This is a genomic window from Micromonospora sp. NPDC049203 (genome assembly GCF_043197215.1).
GTDB lineage: Bacteria > Actinomycetota > Actinomycetes > Mycobacteriales > Micromonosporaceae > Micromonospora.
The window spans coordinates 25,285-43,010 of sequence record NZ_JBICSV010000014.1 but is presented as its reverse complement, the minus strand read 5'-3'; the positions used below and the strand labels follow the sequence as shown (position 1 = coordinate 43,010).

Annotated in this window: 20 protein-coding genes, 1 tRNA gene and 1 pseudogene; 10 read left to right on the top strand and 12 right to left on the bottom strand. The window is 74.2% G+C overall.

Annotated elements, in window-relative coordinates; genetic code table 11:
- Window positions 1-101 precede the first annotated feature (101 nt).
- The 3 genes from ACGFIA_RS26750 to ACGFIA_RS26740 all read right to left on the bottom strand — a co-directional run bounded on the left by ACGFIA_RS26750 (window position 102) and on the right by ACGFIA_RS26740 (window position 2,426).
- Window positions 102-308, bottom strand: coding sequence for a hypothetical protein (locus ACGFIA_RS26750; RefSeq protein ID WP_192580616.1), 207 nt, complete (start codon window positions 306-308; stop codon window positions 102-104).
- 78 nt (window positions 309-386) lie between these two features.
- Window positions 387-1,751: a dipeptidase gene (locus ACGFIA_RS26745; RefSeq protein WP_357481111.1), complete on the bottom strand. Its 1,365-nt coding sequence runs from the start codon at window positions 1,749-1,751 to the stop codon at window positions 387-389.
- A 21-nt stretch (window positions 1,752-1,772) separates the two neighbouring features.
- Complete coding sequence (locus ACGFIA_RS26740; protein ID WP_393262745.1) at window positions 1,773-2,426, bottom strand: uridine kinase; 654 nt, start codon at window positions 2,424-2,426, stop codon at window positions 1,773-1,775.
- A gap of 111 nt (window positions 2,427-2,537) precedes the next feature.
- Between ACGFIA_RS26740 and ACGFIA_RS26735 the strand changes: the two genes are divergently transcribed.
- Complete coding sequence (locus ACGFIA_RS26735) at window positions 2,538-2,939, top strand: rhodanese-like domain-containing protein (RefSeq protein ID WP_357386378.1); 402 nt, start codon at window positions 2,538-2,540, stop codon at window positions 2,937-2,939.
- Here the strand turns inward: ACGFIA_RS26735 and ACGFIA_RS26730 are convergent.
- The 3 genes and pseudogenes from ACGFIA_RS26730 to ssb form a co-directional block, all read right to left on the bottom strand.
- Window positions 2,838-4,509, bottom strand: a pseudogene (locus ACGFIA_RS26730) (cobyric acid synthase); the annotation flags it as partial. The gene ACGFIA_RS26735 and the pseudogene ACGFIA_RS26730 sit on opposite strands and share 102 nt — an antisense overlap.
- Window positions 4,506-5,531: a cobalamin biosynthesis protein gene (locus tag ACGFIA_RS26725; RefSeq protein ID WP_393262696.1), complete on the bottom strand. Its 1,026-nt coding sequence runs from the start codon at window positions 5,529-5,531 to the stop codon at window positions 4,506-4,508. The gene ACGFIA_RS26725 and the pseudogene ACGFIA_RS26730, both read right to left, overlap by 4 nt.
- Window positions 5,532-5,618: 87 nt before the next feature.
- The gene (gene ssb / locus ACGFIA_RS26720; RefSeq protein WP_357500630.1) at window positions 5,619-6,473 is read right to left on the bottom strand and encodes a single-stranded DNA-binding protein; all 855 of its coding nucleotides are present in this window, start codon (window positions 6,471-6,473) and stop codon (window positions 5,619-5,621) included.
- Between the two features lie 285 nt (window positions 6,474-6,758).
- Between ssb and ACGFIA_RS26715 the strand changes: the two genes are divergently transcribed.
- Window positions 6,759-7,169 carry an HPF/RaiA family ribosome-associated protein gene (locus ACGFIA_RS26715; protein ID WP_357386259.1) on the top strand — a complete coding sequence of 137 codons (411 nt, stop codon included), beginning with the start codon at window positions 6,759-6,761 and terminating at the stop codon, window positions 7,167-7,169.
- Between the two features lie 157 nt (window positions 7,170-7,326).
- Window positions 7,327-8,343 carry an alpha/beta hydrolase gene (locus ACGFIA_RS26710; RefSeq protein WP_357386257.1) on the top strand — a complete coding sequence of 339 codons (1,017 nt, stop codon included), beginning with the start codon at window positions 7,327-7,329 and terminating at the stop codon, window positions 8,341-8,343.
- Between the two features lie 64 nt (window positions 8,344-8,407).
- Here ACGFIA_RS26710 and ACGFIA_RS26705 read toward each other — a convergent pair whose 3' ends face one another.
- Complete coding sequence (locus ACGFIA_RS26705; protein ID WP_357386255.1) at window positions 8,408-9,142, bottom strand: hypothetical protein; 735 nt, start codon at window positions 9,140-9,142, stop codon at window positions 8,408-8,410.
- A gap of 171 nt (window positions 9,143-9,313) precedes the next feature.
- Here ACGFIA_RS26705 and ACGFIA_RS26700 point away from each other — a divergent pair.
- Window positions 9,314-9,386: transfer RNA gene (locus tag ACGFIA_RS26700), tRNA-Arg, on the top strand.
- Between the two features lie 86 nt (window positions 9,387-9,472).
- Here ACGFIA_RS26700 and ACGFIA_RS26695 read toward each other — a convergent pair.
- Window positions 9,473-9,895 (bottom strand): Imm10 family immunity protein, encoded by a 423-nt coding sequence (locus ACGFIA_RS26695; RefSeq protein WP_357386253.1) that lies wholly within the window; start codon window positions 9,893-9,895, stop codon window positions 9,473-9,475.
- A 172-nt stretch (window positions 9,896-10,067) separates the two neighbouring features.
- Here ACGFIA_RS26695 and ACGFIA_RS26690 point away from each other — a divergent pair, with 172 nt between their 5' ends.
- Window positions 10,068-10,565, top strand: coding sequence for a hypothetical protein (locus ACGFIA_RS26690; RefSeq protein ID WP_357386252.1), 498 nt, complete (start codon window positions 10,068-10,070; stop codon window positions 10,563-10,565).
- Window positions 10,566-10,596: 31 nt separating this feature from the next.
- Here the strand turns inward: ACGFIA_RS26690 and ACGFIA_RS26685 are convergent, their stop codons facing one another.
- Window positions 10,597-11,325 (bottom strand): SDR family oxidoreductase, encoded by a 729-nt coding sequence (locus ACGFIA_RS26685; protein ID WP_357386250.1) that lies wholly within the window; start codon window positions 11,323-11,325, stop codon window positions 10,597-10,599.
- A gap of 74 nt (window positions 11,326-11,399) precedes the next feature.
- Between ACGFIA_RS26685 and ACGFIA_RS26680 the strand changes: the two genes are divergently transcribed.
- Window positions 11,400-11,759 (top strand): MerR family transcriptional regulator, encoded by a 360-nt coding sequence (locus ACGFIA_RS26680; RefSeq protein WP_357386248.1) that lies wholly within the window; start codon window positions 11,400-11,402, stop codon window positions 11,757-11,759.
- A gap of 28 nt (window positions 11,760-11,787) precedes the next feature.
- Here the strand turns inward: ACGFIA_RS26680 and ACGFIA_RS26675 are convergent, their stop codons facing one another.
- The 3 genes from ACGFIA_RS26675 to ACGFIA_RS26665 form a co-directional block, all read right to left on the bottom strand.
- Window positions 11,788-12,639 carry an aminopeptidase gene (locus ACGFIA_RS26675; RefSeq protein WP_357386246.1) on the bottom strand — a complete coding sequence of 284 codons (852 nt, stop codon included), beginning with the start codon at window positions 12,637-12,639 and terminating at the stop codon, window positions 11,788-11,790.
- A gap of 108 nt (window positions 12,640-12,747) precedes the next feature.
- Window positions 12,748-13,149 (bottom strand): pyridoxamine 5'-phosphate oxidase family protein, encoded by a 402-nt coding sequence (locus tag ACGFIA_RS26670; protein ID WP_357480439.1) that lies wholly within the window; start codon window positions 13,147-13,149, stop codon window positions 12,748-12,750.
- The gene (locus ACGFIA_RS26665) at window positions 13,146-13,586 is read right to left on the bottom strand and encodes a hypothetical protein (RefSeq protein ID WP_357480442.1); all 441 of its coding nucleotides are present in this window, start codon (window positions 13,584-13,586) and stop codon (window positions 13,146-13,148) included. The genes ACGFIA_RS26670 and ACGFIA_RS26665 overlap by 4 nt, the downstream gene beginning before the upstream one ends.
- Before the next feature lie 257 nt (window positions 13,587-13,843).
- On the opposite strand from ACGFIA_RS26665, the gene ACGFIA_RS26660 reads away from it, so the two are divergent.
- From ACGFIA_RS26660 to ACGFIA_RS26645, 4 genes are all read left to right on the top strand, one after another.
- Window positions 13,844-15,019, top strand: a complete 1,176-nt coding sequence (locus ACGFIA_RS26660) for an ATP-binding protein (protein WP_357386240.1) — start codon at window positions 13,844-13,846, stop codon at window positions 15,017-15,019.
- Window positions 15,020-15,059: 40 nt separating this feature from the next.
- The gene (locus ACGFIA_RS26655) at window positions 15,060-16,205 is read left to right on the top strand and encodes a hypothetical protein (protein WP_357386374.1); all 1,146 of its coding nucleotides are present in this window, start codon (window positions 15,060-15,062) and stop codon (window positions 16,203-16,205) included.
- On the top strand, window positions 16,175-16,891 hold the full coding sequence (locus ACGFIA_RS26650) for a response regulator transcription factor (RefSeq protein WP_357386238.1): 717 nt from the start codon (window positions 16,175-16,177) through the stop codon (window positions 16,889-16,891). The genes ACGFIA_RS26655 and ACGFIA_RS26650 overlap by 31 nt, the downstream gene beginning before the upstream one ends.
- Window positions 16,892-16,965: 74 nt before the next feature.
- Window positions 16,966-17,709 (top strand): hypothetical protein, encoded by a 744-nt coding sequence (locus tag ACGFIA_RS26645; RefSeq protein ID WP_357386236.1) that lies wholly within the window; start codon window positions 16,966-16,968, stop codon window positions 17,707-17,709.
- The last annotated feature ends 17 nt before the right edge of the window (window positions 17,710-17,726 follow it).

Below are 17,726 nucleotides of genomic sequence, written 5' to 3'. Positions count from 1 at the left end.
CGGGCCGCCCGAATCATCGGGCCGCCGAATCGCCGGGCCGCCGAATCGCCGGGCCGCCGGGCCGACGTGTCGCCGGGGCCGATGTGTCGCCGGGCCGGCGGTCAGGCCGAGACGGGTTCCTCGATGCGCAGGCCGCGCCCGCGCACGCCCTCTGCGACCCGGGTGAGCAGCGCGTCGAGCGTGACCAGGGCGGCGGAGAGCTCGCCGATCTGTTCGTTGAGCGTGTCCTCGGACCACGCGGAGACGTCGACGTCCCCCAGAGCACGGACGGCGGCCTGAAGCCGCTCGATCTCGTCGTTCGTACGCATGTTCGAAAGGCTATAACACCCCGCCCGCCGACACACCACAAACTCCGACATCGGCCCCGAAGTTACGGTTTCGACACCTCAGGCGCGGTTTCCGACCTCGGCCACCCGGGCCAGCAGCAGCGCCTCGGCCAGGCAGACCCGGGCGAACTCGCCGAGGTGCAGGCTCTCGTTCGGCCCGTGCGCCCGCGCGTGCGGGTCCTCCACACCGGTCACCAGGATCGCGGCCCGCGGGAACATCTCCTGGAACGTGGCGATGAACGGGATCGACCCGCCCACCCCGATGTCGACCGGGTCGGTGCCGTCCCAGGCCGTGCGGAACGCCGACCGGGCCGCGTCGAACATCGGCCCGGAGGCGTCGATGACGCACGGCGCACCGTCGTGCTCGAACGTCACCGACACCTGTGCGCCCCAGGGCGCGTGCCGCTCCAGGTGCGCGGTCAACGCCGCGTACGCCTTCTTCGGGTCGTCGCCCGGCGCCAGCCGTACGCTCAGCTTCGCCTTCGCGGACGGCACCAGCGCGTTCGGCGCCTCGCCGGTGGACGGCGCGTCCACGCCGAGGATCGCCAGCGCCGGCTTGGTCCAGAGCCGGTCGGTGATCCGGCCGGTGCCGAGCAGCTTGGCGCCTTCTACCAGGCCGGCCTCGGCGCGGAACCGGTCCTCCGGGTAGTCGACGCTGGCGCCCTCGCGGCCGACCAGCCCGTCCACCGCGACGTCGCCGGCCTCGTCGTGCAGCGTGCCGAGCAGCTTCACCAGCGCGGTGAGCGCGTCCGGCACGGCACCGCCGAACATGCCGCTGTGCACCGCGTGGTCGAGCGTGCGCACCTCCACGAAGCAGTTGACGATGCCGCGCAGCGAGGTGGTCAGCGCCGGCACGCCGACATCCCAGTTGGTGGAGTCGGCGATGACGATGACGTCCGAGGCCAGGTCGTCACGGTGCTCGGCGAGCAGCCGCTCCAGCGAGTCCGAGCCGTACTCCTCCTCGCCCTCGATGAACAGCACCACGCCGACCGGGAGCCGGTCGCCGAACGCGCGCAGCGCGGCGACGTGCGCCATGATGCCGGCCTTGTCGTCGGCGGCGCCCCGGCCGTAGAGGCGGCCGTCGCGCTCCACCGGCTCGAACGGGTCCGACTCCCACAGCGACAGGTCGCCGACCGGCTGCACGTCGTGGTGCGCGTACATGAGCACGGTGGGTGCGCCGGGCGGGGCCGCCTTGGTGCCGATCACCGCGGGCTGGCCGCCGGACCGGACGATCCGCGTGTCGAGGCCGCAGCCGCGCAGCAGCTCCGCCACCGCCTCGGCGGAACGCTCCACGTGCGAGTGGTCGAAGCCCTCGAAGGCGATGCCCGGGATGCGGACGAGTCGCTCGAGGTCGGCGCGGACGCCGGGGAGTTCCCGCTCGACGGCGGCCCGCACCTCGGACTCGGAGAGGATCGGAGTGGTCATGACCGGAATCGTATGCTGGCCTTACCCCGTCACGTCGCCCGAGCCCGATCGCCGACCCACGCGCACGTAGTAGCGGTCCGCGTCGTGCGGCAGGTCCGGGGCACCGTCGACGACCAGGTCCACCGCCGAGGCGGTGCCGTCGGCGGCGAAGTGCGCCCGCTCCCCCGCGTGCCAGCGCCGCAGCTCCGGCAGGATCCGCGCGCCGTCGCGGGCCAGCGCCCGCCGCAACCGCAGTTCGGCCGGCGCGGTGACGAGCACCGACAGCGTCAGCTCGGGGCGTACCACGGCACGGGCGGCACTCACCCCCTCGACGATCAGCACCGGTGCGGCCGGCACCGGCACCACCCGGTCCAGGAAGCGGCGGCGCACCCAGCTGTAGCGGCGGTAGCCGCCCGGCCGCCCCGCCCGCACCGGGCCGAGCACCTGCTCCTCCAGCCGGTTCCAGAACGTGAGCTGGTCGTCCCAGCCGTCGAGCAGGTCGTCGGTGTGCACGAGCGGCGGGCGGGGGGTGCCCGCCCGCTCCGCGAGGGCGTCCGCGAGGCGCGTCGCGAACACGCTCTTGCCCGCGCCGCTCGGCCCGTCGACGGCGACCAGCCGGGTACGCCCCAACCGCGCCGGACCGGCAAGCACCCGGCGGGCCAACCCGGCGTACGCCCCGATCACCGCCACGTTCACCCGACCGACGCTAACGTTCCCCCGTCCGCTGGAACCTGCGACCCGGGCGGACCGTTTCGCCGAGCGGCGGCGCGGGCCGCTGGGCATCATCGGGGGGTGCTCCATGACGTGATGTGTCCGGGCGTCGACGCCCTTCTGGAACAGGCCCGCGCCGGTCTCCGCCGGCTCACTCCGCACGAGACCGTCGAGGCGGTCCGTGGCGGCGCGCTGCTTATCGACACGCGTACCGAGGCGCAGCGCCGCGAGGAGGGTGAGCTGCCCGGCGCGATCGTCATCGACCGCACGGTGCTGGAGTGGCGGCTCGACCCGGCCAGCGCGTGGCGCATCCCGGAGGCCACCGGGTACGACCGCGAGATCATCGTGGTGTGCCGGGAGGGCTACAGCTCCAGCCTGGCCGCCGCCAGCCTCCAGACGCTGGGTCTGCGGCAGGCCACCGACATGGTCGGCGGGGTGCGGGGCTGGCGGGAGGCCGGGCTGCCGATGTCCGACCGCCCGGCCGACGTGCGCTACTGAGCCGTCGCGGCGGCCGCCCTCCGACGCTCTACGCCGGTGGCGCGCCGGGTGGCACGAACGGCAGCCCGGGCGGTGGCCCGGACTCGATCAGCCGCCACAGCGCGTCCGTGTCGAGGTGTTCCTCGACCAGATCGCCGAGCAGATCGAGCGTCCGCTCCCGGGCCGCCGCGAAGGACGTGTCCGGCGCGACCTTGAACCCGGTCCGTCCGGCCGCCTCCGCGACCTCGGTGAGGAACCGGCGGCGGAACGCGTCCGACGAGAAGGCGCCGTGCCAGTGCGTGCCGTACACGGTGCCGAGGCGGGCGCCCTCGCCGGTGCCGTCGGCGTAGCGCAGCAGCGGCGCCAGGCCCGGGTCGGCGGCCGAGACACGGCCGTGGTGGATCTCGTAGCCGTGCACCGGCACGTCTCCGGAGGCGGTGCCCTCGGCCCGGCGTACCGTCTTGCGCGGCTCGAAGGTGATCTCGACGGGCAGCAGCCCGAGGCCGGGCACGCTGCCCCGGCGGCTCTCCACCGGGTCGTGGATCGCCCGGCCCAGCATCTGGAAGCCGCCGCAGATGCCGAGCAGCGGCCGTCCGGCGGCGGCGTGCGTCAGCACCGCGTCGGCCAGGCCGGTCTCCCGCAGCCACTCCAGGTCGGCGACAGTCGACTTGGTGCCGGGGAGCACCACCAGGTCGGCGGCGGCCAGTTCGGCCGGTTCGACGGTGAGGCGTACCCGCACACCAGGCTCCGTGGCGAGGGCCTCGACGTCGGTGGCGTTGCTGATCCGGGGTAGCCGCACCACGGCGACGTCGAGCCAGTCGGTGCCCCGGGGCGCGGGCGGGCGGCCGAGCACGCGCCCGTACGCGAGCGAGTCCTCCGCGTCCAGCCACAGGTCGAGTGCCCAGGGCACCACCCCGTACGCCGGGCGGCCGGTGACCCGGCGCAGCATGTCCAGCCCCGGCTGGAGCAGACCACGGTCGCCGCGGAACTTGTTCACCACGAACCCGGCCACCAGCGCCTGGTCGGCCGCGTCGAGCAACGCGACGGTGCCGAACATCGAGGCGAACACCCCGCCCCGGTCGATGTCGCCGACCACGATCGCGGGCAGCCCGGCCTGCCGCGCCAGCCCCATGTTGACGTAGTCGCCGTCGCGCAGGTTGATCTCGGCGGGGCTGCCCGCGCCCTCGCAGATCACCACGTCGTACTCGGCCCGCAGCTCGGCCAGCGCCGCGTACGCGGTGGTGGCCAGCCGGGCCCGTACCTCCTGGTAGTTGCCGGCGGTGACCGTGCCGACCGCCTCGCCGAGCAGCACCACCTGGCTGGCGTGGTCGCTGCCCGGCTTGAGCAGCACCGGGTTGAAGCGCAGATCGGCGTCGAGCCCGCAGGCTGCGGCCTGCATCGCCTGGGCCCGGCCCAGTTCCCCGCCGCGGCCGTCCGGGCCGACCACCACCGCGGAGTTGTTCGACATGTTCTGCGCCTTGAACGGGGCGACCCGGACACCCCGGCGGCGCAGCCAGCGGCAGATGCCGGCGGTGAGCACGCTCTTGCCGGCGTCGGAGGTGGTGCCGGCGACAAGCAGCCCGCCGCTCACCGCGCGCTCCCCCGGCCTGAGCCACGGGCCGCTCGGGTGACGGCGCCGAGCGCGGCCCGCCCGGCGGCCCCGGCCACCCGGCCGACTGTCACCGGGTAGAGCGCGGCCAGGCCGAGCGCGGCCGCACCCACCGCGCCGGAGATGCGGGCGGCCCGCTTCAGGTGCCGCGCGTCGGGGCGTGGCCCGTCACCGAGGAACGGGCGGGTCTCGGCGCGGCCGAAGTAGACGTTGCGTCCGCCGAGCCGTACGCCGAGCGCGCCCGCCATGGCCGCCTCGCACTGGCCGGCGTTCGGGCTCGGGTGGTCGGCCCGGTCCCGCCGCCACACGTGCCAGGCGGTGGCGAGGTTCCCGTTCGCCACCGGCGCGACGGCCACCGTGAGCAACCCGGTCAGCCGGGACGGCACCAGGTTCAGCGCGTCGTCCAGCCGGGCCGCGGGCGTGCCGAAGCGGGCGTACCGGGGCGAGCGGTGCCCGACCATCGCGTCGAGCGTGTTCGCCGCCCGGTAGCCGAGCAGGCCGGGCAGGCCCGCGACCGCGCCCCAGACCAGCGGGGCGACAACGGCGTCCGAGGTGTTCTCGGCGACCGACTCGACGGTGGCGCGGGCGAGCTCGGGCTCGTCGAGGGTGGACGGGTCACGCCCGCAGAGGTTGCCCAGACGCGCCCGGGCGGCGGGCAGGTCGGCCCGGCCCAGCGCCCGCGCCATCACCCGGGACTCGTGCCGCAGCGTGCGCCCGCCGAGCACCGTCCAGGTGCCGGCGGCCACCAGCGCGGCCCGCGCGATCGGATGGCGCCGGGTCGCCAGCGCGGCGGCGGCGCCGAGCAGGACCGGCCCGCCGACCGCCAGCGCGGTGAACGCGGCGCCGGCCGCCCGGTCGGGGCGGTAGAGCTGCCGCTCCAGCGTGCCGGCCGCGCGGCCGAAGCCGGCCACCGGATGCCACCGTCGGGGGTCACCGAGCAGGGCGTCGAGCGCGTAGCCCGCCACCAGCCCGGTCGCGTTCGCCATGGCGGTCGCCTGCCGCACCCGTCACCACCTCCGGCCGGCCAGCCTAGTCGTACCGCGGGGTGGTGACGCCGCTGTCACCACCCCGCGCCCCCGTCGGACGGAGGGTCAGGCGGGCACCGGGGTACGCCGCCGCCCGCGACGCCCCGGAGCGCTCCCGCCGCCGGCACCGGTCGGCTCGGCCCCATCCGGTCCGGAACCACCCGGCGCGTCGATCTCCAGCGGTGTGACAGCGCCCAGCTCGTCGTCCTCGACCGTGACCGGACCGTCGTCCGCCACGTCGCCCAGCTCGTCCTCCTCCGCGACCGGGTCGCCCGCCCCCGGGTCGAAGCCGGTGCCCTGCGCGCGCGGCCGGGCACCGAGGGCGGCGGCGCCCGGCAGGCCGGGGCCGACGTCGAACGGGTCGGGCTCGCCCACCCGCTCGACCGCATCGGCCGGCCCGGTCCGGCCGCCCCCGTACTCCGGCGGCGGGAAGTCGTCGTCGAAGGGCCGGTCGTCGAACGTGGCGGGGGCCTGCGCTGCCGGCACCGGCTCGGTCGCCTCGCCGTGCACCCGCTGCTCGGCCTCGGCGTCCTCGACGGTGCTGGTGGCGGCGCGGGGCTGGTTGCGCAGGAAGCGGGCCCGGCCGCGGGACAGGTCGTGCCCGACCGCGACCGCCTCCAGCTCGTAGAGCGTGCGGTGGGTGCCGGACTCGTCGGTCCAGTCCCGGGTGTAGAGGCGGCCGGCGACGATCACCGGATCACCCACCGCCACCGAGGCGGCCACTCCCTCGGCGAGGCGGCGCCAGCAGTTGACGCGTACCCGAAGGCTGTTGCCGTCGACCCAGCGGCCGCTGTCGCGGTCGAGCCGGCGGGCGGTCGAGGCGACCTTGAAGTTGGCCACCAGCGTTCCGCTCTGCGTGGTACGGCGCCACTCCGGCGCGGTGAGCACGTTGCCGACGATCGTCACGTACGTATCGAACATCGCCCCTCCCAGGGATCGGCTTGTCCCGGTGAGCGTCGGCCGGATGCCCCGCCCGGACCATCCGCCGGCCCGGACCTGTGGATGACGGGCGGCCCTGTGGACAACCACCTGATCAAGGTCCCGATCTGCTAGGCCGACCGGCCCTACGGGCCTGACCTGCGGCGATGCATGATCGAGAGGAGCCGGCAGGCAGGCGTTCCGGAATCAGGCCGGTTGGGTATGTCTGTGATCAACCGAGAGAAAGGGAGCTCCGATGCTTCTCCGAGACGTCCGCGAGGCAGCGCGATGAGCGCCGTGGCGAACCCCGCGACCGTGGCCGAGTGCCTGCGGGTCGGCGCCGGGTTCTCCCAGGGCGACCGCAACTGGATCGCCGAGCAGTTCGGGACCCTGGACGCCCGGCTCGCCGGCTTCCACGCCGACGCCACCGAGCTGGAGGTGTCCGTCAAGGATCGCGAGGCCCGGGGCCAGAAGGTGACCCTGGAGTGCTGGATCGCCGGGCGGCAGAAGATCGTCACCACCTCGACCGAGGAGGATCTGCACGCCGCGCTCAACGACGTCCGGGACGACCTGCGCCGCAAGCTCAACGACGCGAAGACCCGGCAGGAGCCGCGCCACAACAAGCACCTGCGCGCCGTCGACCAGCCCGAGGGAACCCCGTTGCTGGACGCCGAGCGCGAGGACGCCGAGACCGCATGAATTCCGGCACGGCCCGCCCGCCCGGTGCCGGCGGGCGGGCCGTCCTGCGCCGAGGCGTTGTTAACAGGGGGCCCTTCCTCTACCGGAGGCGTTAACAAGGGCCCCCTCCTTTCACCACCCCTACCGCCGGGTAGCGCGGCGGCGTACCGTCGCGGTCGTGGAACCGGACGTGCTGGGCGCCCCCTACGAGCGGCGGACGATCGAGCTGGGCACCGACGACGAGGGGCCGGTGGTCGCGACCCTCGTGCGGCGGCGGACCGACCGCCCGACCGGCCGCGCCGTGCTCTACGTGCACGGCTTCGTCGACTACTTCTTCCAGACCCACGTGGCCGACTTCTTCGCCGAGCGCGGCTGGGACTTCTACGCGCTCGACCTGCGCAAGTACGGCCGCAGCCTGCTCCCGCACCAGACCCCGAACTTCTGCCGCGACCTGAGCGACTACTTCCCCGAGCTGGACGCCGCCGCGGAGATCATCCGCGCCGAGGAGGGCCACGACACCCTGCTCGCCATGGGCCACTCGACCGGCGGTCTGATCATCTCGCTCTGGGCGCACGACCGCCGCGACGCGGGCCTGGTCGACGGGATCGTGCTCAACAGCCCCTTCTTCGACATCAACGCGCCCTGGATGGTCCGCCGCCCCCTCGCGGCCGCCGTCTCCCGCCTGGGCCGCCGGGCGCCGCGGCGTGTGCTGCCGTTCGGCCTGGGCACGGTGTACGGCGAGAGCCTGCACGCCGACCACCGGGGCGAGTGGCGGTACGACCTGGCCTGGAAGCCGCTCGCCGGATTCCCGGTGCGGGCCGGCTGGATCAACGCGATCCGTGCCGGTCAGCGCCGCCTGCGGGCCGGGCTGGACATCCCGGTGCCGGTGCTGCTCGCCTGTTCCACGCGCAGTTTCCGGGGCGCCAAGTGGCACGACAGCGCCACCGGTGCCGACGCGGTGCTCGACGTCGAGCACATGGTGCGCTGGGCGCCCCGCCTCGGGCGGCACGTCACGCTCGCCCGTTTCGACGGCGGGCTGCACGACCTCACGCTGTCCAGTCCCGGCGTACGCGAGAAGGTCTTCGCGGAGGTCGGACGGTGGGCGGAGGGCTTCCTCCGCGCCGGGCCGACCGAGCCGGAGCCGACGACGCCGCCCGCCCCGCGCAGGCCGGCCGACGCGAACGCCGAGGGCTGAGGCCGGTCCGTCCCACCGCCGGGACGTCGGGTTCGGTCGGCCGTCCCGCCGCCGGACGGCCACTTCAGTCGGCGACGACCGCCGCGAGCGCGGCGCGGATCCGGTCGAACGTCGCGACCGGGTGCCCGCCCGCGCGCGGCGGCAGCACCACGCCCAGGCAGCGCAGCACGGGCCCGCCGTCCGGCCCGGCCTCGACCGCGAACACCGGCGCGCCCACATAACCTGCGGGCAGCTCCGTCGTGACCCGCACCTCGCCGCCGTCCCGGGCGACCCGCTCGACCACCGCCTCCAACGGCCGCGACCCGCCGTCGCCGACACCGAGCGCCAGCACGAACGCCGACGCGGGCGCCGCGCCGATCCGCGCGACCGAGCCGGGCGGCGCGGCCACCGCCTCGGTGACCTGCTGGGTACGCCAGCACCAGCCCCGATCGTCGGCGTAGCCGTGCAGGCCGCCGGTCGGCATCGCGGCGATCCCCAGTTCGGGCAGGTGCAGCCAGTGGTCGGCGAAACCGGGCAGGTCGATCGGCTCGTCCGCCCCCTCGGCCGGGTCGGTGACGCTAGGCCGCAACCCGATCTCGCCGTACGCCCGGCCGGTCAGCGCGTCGGCGGTGAGCAGCCACTCGTGCGCGATCTCGCCGTCGTCGGTGGCGCCGACCAGCTCGCTGTAGAAGAAGGCGGTGCCGGCGACGCCCGCCGGCGCTCCCGGCGCGTCCGAGCCGGTGAGGGGCAGAATGGCCCGCCCGAGGAGCTGGCACAGCTCGAAGACGATCTCGTTCTCGGTTTCCTGGTCGAGCAGCATCCGACGAGGGTACGGATCGCGGCCCGCCCGGCCCGCGCCGGACCCGCCGGAACTGTGGTGCCGGTCCGGGCCCCGGCATGGGACGCTGAGGGACGGAAACGGACGCGCCGACCCGTACCCCCGGACACGTGGGGAGCGGCGGTACCCTCTTGGCGCGACGATCGTCGGCGCGCGCCCGTAGCTCAGCGGATAGAGCAGGGGACTTCTAATCCCAAGGCCGCAGGTTCGAATCCTGCCGGGCGCACCCCCACCACCGCAGGTCGGCGGCTGACGCCACCGGTTGAGACGGAGTCGCCGAACGGTTCCGGTTCGCGGGTGGTGGGCAGCTAGCTAGTTGAGCAGCAGCGTGGGTCGAGCGTCGCTGCGGCCGGATGTGAGAACCCGGGTCAGGCCACGCTTGAGCATCGAAACCTGATCAGCGGTCAGGTGCAGGCCGAAGGTGGCATCGGTCGGCAACGCGAGTGCCTGGGCCGCCTCGCTCGTGAGCTTGAGCCTCAGCCGCGTCCCGGTCACCTCACATTCGACGACTCCGCCGTAGTGGGTAGCCTGCCCCGGATCGACCACCAGGCAGTACGTGTCAAAGCCCAAGGCGATTTCCTGCGGGTCTTCCAGGGCATCCTCGTCGCACTCCATCAGGGCCAGTTGCCAGGACTCTGGTTCACCGGTGTCGCCCACCGCGATGACGTAGACGCCATCGTCTTCCTCACCCACGTCGCGCAGGGTCGACGGTGCGAATCCGTGTGAGGTGCCCATCGCGTCATCCTTCGGTCGGCTGTCCTGCCGCTGATCTTGCTCATCGGTCAGGAGCCGTGCAACCTCCGTACGAATGGTGGCGTCCCGCCTTCGGTCAAGACAGGTGCGGTACAGCCATCGGTACGGGCACAGGCACCAGATCGCGAGCGACAGCTAGTAGGTTGTGGCCGCCATGGAGTTCACCCGGTTCGCGTTGATGTCGGCCTACGTCGTCCTGGTGCTGCTAACGCTGGCGTGGCCGTTGCTCGCGGTCGGCGCTGCGACGCTGCCCCTGTGGGGTCTGCTCGTCCTGGTGAACGCGCGAAGACGAATGAGCACACCCGACCCGGCCAGACGACAGAGACGTGTCCGCTGGTTGCTGATCGCCGGGCCGGTGCTGACGGCACTTGCCACATACGGTTACGGGCTGAGCCGAATGGCGTCCGGCTTGCCGACCGACCCCGACGACAGGTGCCGGATCGCGATGCGTGGCGACATGCCGTACGACCCGGAGCGAGCGGGTGGGTCGTCGTCCATCTGGCCACTGCATGACACCACGTGTGGGCCGGAGTTGGTGCCGGGGTTCGTCAACCCGCTGGTGGCCGGGGCGGCTGTGGTGTCCGTGGTGCTCCTCGTGACCATGGCGTGGGTGACGATCAGGGCCCGGCGGTCGAACGTCGCCGAGCCGTGATCGTCAGCGCGACTGGATGGCCGAAGCCCGCTCAGGCAGCCGTCAGCGCCGCCAAGGCCCGGTCCATCGCGGCGTTGAACTCCTCCGGCTTCAGCGTCAGCCGGGACTTGACGTCGCGACTCCACTGGTCGGCCAGCACCTCGGCGGAACCCGCCTCGACACCGTCGAGCGCCGCGTCGGCCAGCTCGGACGGCGCGATCTTGTCGACGGGCCAGCCCGCCGACATGTCGGTGTCGGCCAGGCCGAGGTGCACCGCCGTCACGAGCGTGCCCTGGTCGGCGAGTTCCAGGCGTACGCCGTTCGTCATGGCCCACGCGGCGGCCTTGGTCAGGTGGTAGGCGCCGGCGCCCCTGGTCCCGAACCACGACATGGCGGAGAGCACGTTCACGATCGCACCGCCGCCGTGCCGGGCGAGCGCCGGTGCGAACGCCCTGATCATCGTCAGATGCCCGAGCACGTTGGTCTCCACCTCGTGCCGTACCCCGTCCAGCGAGCCGGTCACCAGGTCGGTTCCGGTCTGGATCCCGGCGTTGTTGACGAGCAGCGTGACATCCGGCGCGGCAGCGGCGACGGCTCGCACCGACGCGGCACTGGTGATGTCCAGCGGAAGCACCTCGACGCCGGGCAGGTCGACGGTCTCGGGGCGGCGGGCGGTCGCGTAGACCTTGCGGGCACCGCGTTCGAGCAGGCGCTGGGCGAAGGCGCGGCCCAGGCCGCGGTTGGCTCCGGTGACGAGGGCTACCGATTCGTTGATGTCCATGCCGGTACGCTAAAACCTGACGTTGACGTCAGAGGCAAGTGTTGATCGCCGACACCGGGGTGAGAGGGGTCACCGTGACCGAGCCGCTGATCCGCATCGGGGAGGTGGCGCGCGACGCCGGTGTCTCGGTGCGTGCCGTGCGCTACTACGAGCAGCAGGGCCTTCTCCTCCCCCGGCGCAGCGCGTCCGGCCAGCGCCTCTACCGGCCGGACACGGTCACGCTGGTGCGCTTCATCCAGCAGATGTACGCGGCCGGCCTGACCAGCCGCAGGATCGCCGAACTCCTGCCGTGCTGGGACTCCGGGCACACCGATCCCGGGCAGCGGGCCATGCTGCGCGCCGAGCGCGAGCGTATCCAGGCCAAGGTCGACGACCTCCGGGCCGCGCTGGACCGCCTCGACGAGGTCATCGCGATCACCGACACGCACCCGTAGGCGCGGCCCGCCGGACCCGGCAGGGTGCTCAGCGGTCCTCGGCCTCCCGGCGGGCGCGCAGCGCGCCGACGACCGCCAGCCCCACGCCGCCGAGCGCGACAGCCATCTCCACCGCCGAGGACACCTCAAGGGCGCCTGCCGCCGGAGCGTCCACGCTCACCATGACGCCGGGTTGCAGGAAGGCGCCCTTCGCGGGCTCGACGAACGTCCACCAGCTCGCCCATGTGGAGGCGAGATCCGCGCAGGTCCACACCGCGACCACCGACAGCAGGGCCATTCCCGCCGGGAGGAGCCCGCGCCGGTCGCTCCGCCGTCCGGACGACGCCAGCACCCCGGCGGTCACGAGCACGGCGAGCAACGCCGGCCACACCGCCACGAACAGGTCGGGCAGCGGCGGTTCGCCGGGTGTCAGCGCCACGCTCACCACGCACCAGACGACCACGACCACCGCCAGGACCGTCGTCACCACACCGCGCCGCCCGCCGCGCGCCGGAGCCGCCGACACGGCGACACCCAGCAGGAGTACGCCGAGAGCCAGGCCCCACGCGGTCAGCCGCTGCCGGTCGAGGCCGTCCTGCCAGCTCTCCAGCAGGTACGCCCGCGCCGCCGCCTGGCCCCGTAGCGGCTCGCCCGCGTCCGCCGCCTGCTCCCGGTGCCGGTGCATGTTCGCGGCCGCCACCAGGGCGAACAGCCCGGCACCGGCGGCGGCGCCCCACCGCGCCCGGCGGGTGCCGGAGGCCGTGAGGGCGTGGCCGCACAGCGCCGCCAGCGTGACCACCGCCCACAGAAGCGAAGCCTCCCGCATGGCGAGCAGCGCGGCTCCGACCGACAGCAGACCGGCGACGACCGCGGCGACTCGCAGGCCCGACGACAAGCGCATGGCGGAGAGAGTGGCACAGGAATCCGGGCCGCGAGGACCCGCCGTTTTCGTCGGTGGTCTTGGGCATGATCGCGTACGCCGCCGAGCGGTGGCGGTCGACGAGCGGGACTAGCGTGCCGTTCCGGCGAGCAGCCACCGCCGGACGGGCACCTCCAGCAGCACCCGGTCCCCGTCCGTGGTGACCGGCTGCCGGATGTCCCATCCCGCGTACTTCTCGGCGAACGCCGCGACGATCGCGGGCGGGAAGGCGGCATGGTGCACGCGGGCCTCGCCCTCGGCGACGACCGGGTGGACGCCGTCCTCCAGGGCGAGCGAGACGCGGGGGTCGGCGGTCACGTTGCGCGCCTTGACGCTGCGTCCCTCGCAGGCGATCCACCAGACGCCGTCGGTGTGGACGAACCACACCGGAGTGACGTGCGGGGAGCCGTCCGGGCGCAGCGTGCAGAGCCAGACGTTGCGCTCGCGGGCGAGCCGGTCCGCGACGTCCGCCGCGAGCTCAGCCCGGCTCACTCGCAGATCCGCCACTCCCCGTCCTCCTTGACCATGGGGAACTCCTGGGTCACCTTGTTGCCGACCTCCGGCGTGAAGCGGATGGTCGTCGACCCGCTCACCAGACCGTTGTTGTTCGACACGTTGATGCCGGTGATGGCGTAGCCGGTGAACTCCGGCTGCGAGGCCCGCTGCTGGGCGAACTCCTCCTCGCTGAACCGCTCGCGTACCCGGGTGCAGAGCTGCCGGTACGCGGCCGGATAGTCGCGGTCGACGATCGCCTCGGCGAACGTCTCCGCAGCGGATCGGGCCGGCCCGGTGGCGTCCTTCACCACGCGGAACAGGAGGAATCCGCCGAACACGCCGCCGGAGCAGCAGAGCGCGAGCACCACGCCCAGGACGATGAACAGGGTTCGCTTGGACTTCTTGGGCGGGACCGGGGGCTGCTGATACGCCATGATCGGCAGGATAGGAGGCCCGGACAAGCGTTAACCGGATACCCGGCCTCCCCTTCTCGCCGGCCATCGACCGATGTCGGCACAGCGCACCCGGGATCCGCGCCGCTGAACGCCGGGCCGGAGGGCGGCTACTTTACGGCGGAGCGAAACTCGTCAACCACCAAGGGTGACCAGTTGCGACAAACCGTGTTATTCTCCGGCGTCGATCTAAGCCCGCGCGGACCCGGCCGGGTCGCTGCCGGAAGGACATCCCCCCGATGCCGGTCGCTGCCGCCATGCCGCTGCCACGGCCCCCGCTGGCCCGCCCGGCGGGTGACGCGTTCAGCCTGATCTTCACCACCCTGCCGGCGCTGCTGCGGCTCACCTGCGGCCTGGTCGGCGCGGTGGTCGCGCTGTCGGTGCGTACGCCGCCGGTGCGGGTCGCGCTGTTGATCCCCGCGGTCGTCGTGCTCACCGCCTGGTCGGTCTGGTACGCGTGGCGGGCGTTCCGGCACGGCATCGACGGCCCGCTGGTCGCCGGTGACGTGGCGCTGACCACCGCCGCCGCGCTCGCCGTGCCGTGGCTCGTCGCGCCGGAGGTGCTGCCGGGCGAGGCGAGCTGGATCGCGGTGCTGGCCAGCTCGACGATCATCAACGCGCAGGCCACCGCGCCGGCCCGCTGGTCCGTGCCGGCCGGCCTGCTGGTCGCCGCCGCGTACGGCACCGGCACCACGCTGGCCGGCAACCCGGCCGAGGCGCGGGCGCACGTCGCGACACTGCTGGTGCAGACCGGCAGCACGGCGGTGATGACAGCGGTGATGCGCCGCCGGATCGCCCGCGCCGACGCCGCGTTCGCCGACTACCAGCGGCTGTCCCGCGAGGCGGTGGTGGCGCGCGCCGCCCGCGAGGCCGAACGGCGGCACAACCGCGACCTGCACGACACGGTCCTGGGCACGCTCACCATGGTCGGCCTCGGCGCGGTGCCCGACTCGGCGACGTTGCGCGACCGGTGCGTGCACGACCTGCGTACCCTCACCGCCCTGGCGGGGGCGCGGACCGCGAGCGCACCCGCCGAGGCCGACCTGGACGAACGGCTGCGCGAGTTGCTCGCCGGTGCGCCCGGCCCGGCGGTGACCGCGACGTTGGAACCGTGCCGGCTGCCGGCGGAGGTCGTCACGGCGCTCGCCGACAGCGCCGCCGCCGCGCTGGCGAACGTGGCGCGGCACGCGCCGGGCGCGGCGGCGGCGCTGCGCCTGGCCCGCGAGGGTGACACCGTCGTGGTCGAGGTGGCCGACGACGGTCCCGGCTTCGACCCGGCGACGGTCCCGGCCCACAGGTACGGGCTGCGCGAGTCGATCCACGGGCGGATGAGCACTGTGGGCGGTCGGGCGGTGGTGACTTCCGCCCCTGGCGCCGGCACCCGTATCCGGCTGGAGTGGTCCGGTGGCGACTGAGTCGGGCACGGCGGCGACGGCCGGCCCCGCGCTGCGGCCGCTGCCCCGGCCTCGTGCGGCGGCGCGATCCGGAGCGCCGACGGCCCCGCCCGAGGCGCACGCGGTGGCCCACGCGTCCGACCAGGGCGCGCGGATCGCGGTGATCGTCATCGCGGCGGCCTGGCATCTGGGGGTCGCGTTGCCGGCCGTGTCGCGGGCCGGGCAGGGCATGGCGGCCCCGGCCGTGGTGGCGGCGGGCTGGCTGGTGACCGCGCTGGTCGGCGTCGGCGCGGGGGTACGGCTGCTGCGCGGCGGACTGCCGCCGGCCGGGCCGCTGGCCGCGGTGCTGCTGGTGGTCGACGCGGCGGTGGTCACGGGGGCCGGCGAGCGGTTCCTGTTCAGCACCGCCAACTGGGTGTGGGGCGGCCTGGCCTGGTTCTTCCTGCTGGCGATCTGGCAGCGGCCGGCGCGCTGGCTGCTGGTCATGCTCACCGCGCACGGCGCGATCGCGCTGGCGGCTGTGGTGTTCTACGGGGCGACCGCCCCGGCCGACCTGAGCCGCACCGCGATGTACGTCTACGGCACCTCCACCCTGCCGGTGGCGGTCTTCGTCGGCGCGGCGGCGATCACCGCGCAGGCCCGGGAGCGGGCGGCCACCGCCGCGGCGACGCTCGCCGTGGCGGCGGAGCAGGAGGCGGCCGAGCATGCCCGCACCGAACGGCAGGCGCGCCTGGCCCTGGTCAGCGGCACCGCCGAGGAGGTGCTGGCCGAGCTGGCGGCCGGTGCGGCCGACCCGGCCGACCCGGCGGTACGGCGGCGCGCGGTGCTGGCCGCGGCCCGGCTGCGCCGGCTGATCGCGGAGTCGGACGACGTGCCGGACGCGTTGCTGCACGAACTGCGCGCGGCGGCCGACCTGGCCGAGCGCAACGGACTACCGATCGACCTGGTGTCGGTCGGCACGCCACCGGAGCTGCCGGTGGAGATCCGGCGCGGGCTGGCCGACCCGCTCACGGCGGCGCTCGCCGCGGCTGAGGGCTGGGCCCGGCTGACTGTGGTCGCGGGCCCGGACGAGGTGGTGGTCAGCCTGGTGACACCGGATCACGACGGCCCTGACGAGCCGGCGGCCGGCGGTTACGGGCCGGTGGAGCACCTGCACGAACGCGACGGGGAGATCAGATGGACGCAGACCCGCTGGCGGCGGACGTGAACGCCGGCACCCCGATCGGGGTGGCGATCGTGGACGACCACCCGGTGGTGATCGACGGGGTGCGCGCCTGGCTGTCCGGCGAACCACGGCTGCGGGTGCTCGCCACCGGCGACGACCCGGACGAGGTGCTGCGCGCCGCGCCGGACGCCGAGGTGGTGCTGCTCGACCTGCGCCTGCACGGCCGGATGGTGCTGGACAAGCTGGCCGAGCTGAGCGCGGCCGGGCGCCGGGTGGTGGTCTACTCCGAGCACAGCGACCCGCAGACCATGCTCGCCGCGCTCGATGCCGGTGCGGTCGCGTTCCTGGCCAAGCACGAGGGGCGGGAGCACTGTGTGGCCACTGTGCTGGCGGCGGCGAGCGACCGGCCGTACGTGCCGCCGGCGCTGGCCGGCGCGATGGTCGGTGACGCCCGGCCGGACCGTCCGTCCCTGTCGGACAAGGAGCGGGAGGCGCTGCTGCTGTGGTTCCAGTCGATGTCGAAGGCGTCGGTGGCCCGCCGGATGCAGATCAGTGAGCACACCGTGAAGCAGTACGTCGACCGGGCGCGGATCAAGTACACCCGAGCGGGTCGTCCGGCCGCCACGAAGTCGGCGCTGCTCGCCCGGGCGATCGAGGACGGACTCGTCCGACCGGAAGATATCGGCATCTACCGGTCGCAGGCGTCGGCCGACCGGCCGACCCCCTAACAGGCGTCATGACAGTCACCTCGGGAATCCGGCAGGCTCTCCGATACCGCCAACCGTCATCGGGAGGTCGTACCGTGCCGGAGGACGCCACACCCTTCTTCGTCGGGCCACACCGGTTCGACGCCGACGACGACCCCACCCGTCCCGTGCTCGACCGGCGCTACGAGCTGGTGCCCGAGCCGGGCGAACGCCTGCTCGGCCAGCATCGCCTGCGCGTCGCCGGTCATCTGCTCGGCCCGAGCGAGGACGTCCGCTGCTGGTCGCTGCCCACCCCGGCGACGGTCACCGTGACCGACCGCCGGATCGCGTACGTCTGCACCGGCTCCGAGCTGTCACTGGTCTCCGGGCGGGACGGCCGGACGGACGCCCGGCACCGGCGCCCGGGCCGGCTGTCCCGCCTGGTCAGCGCGCAGATCCGCTGGCAGTGGCCGTCCCGGCTGGACCTGGCCGAGATCGGCGACGGCAGCGGTGAGCTGCGCGTCGTCTGCGACGCGCTGCGTACCATCAGGCAGCCCGCGCTTGCGCTGACCGGCCCGGTCGGGACGGTGGCCGCGCTGGCCCGGCAGGTGCGCCGCGCGGTGGCCGGTTTCCGGCTGGCGAACGCCGACCTGGTCGACCTGTCCCGGCCGGAACGGGACGCGCTCGCCGTCCGGGTGGCCGCCTCCCCCGGCCCGACGCTCGGCACCGTGACGCTGCCGGGCTCGCTGCCGGTGGAGTTCCTGTCCCGCGACGACTACTACCGTTCGCCGGAGGCCGAGACGTCGCGGTGGTCGTGGTCCGGCTTCCCGGCGCACGACCGGCCCGGCTCCGCCTGCTGACGCTCCCCCGTCGCGGG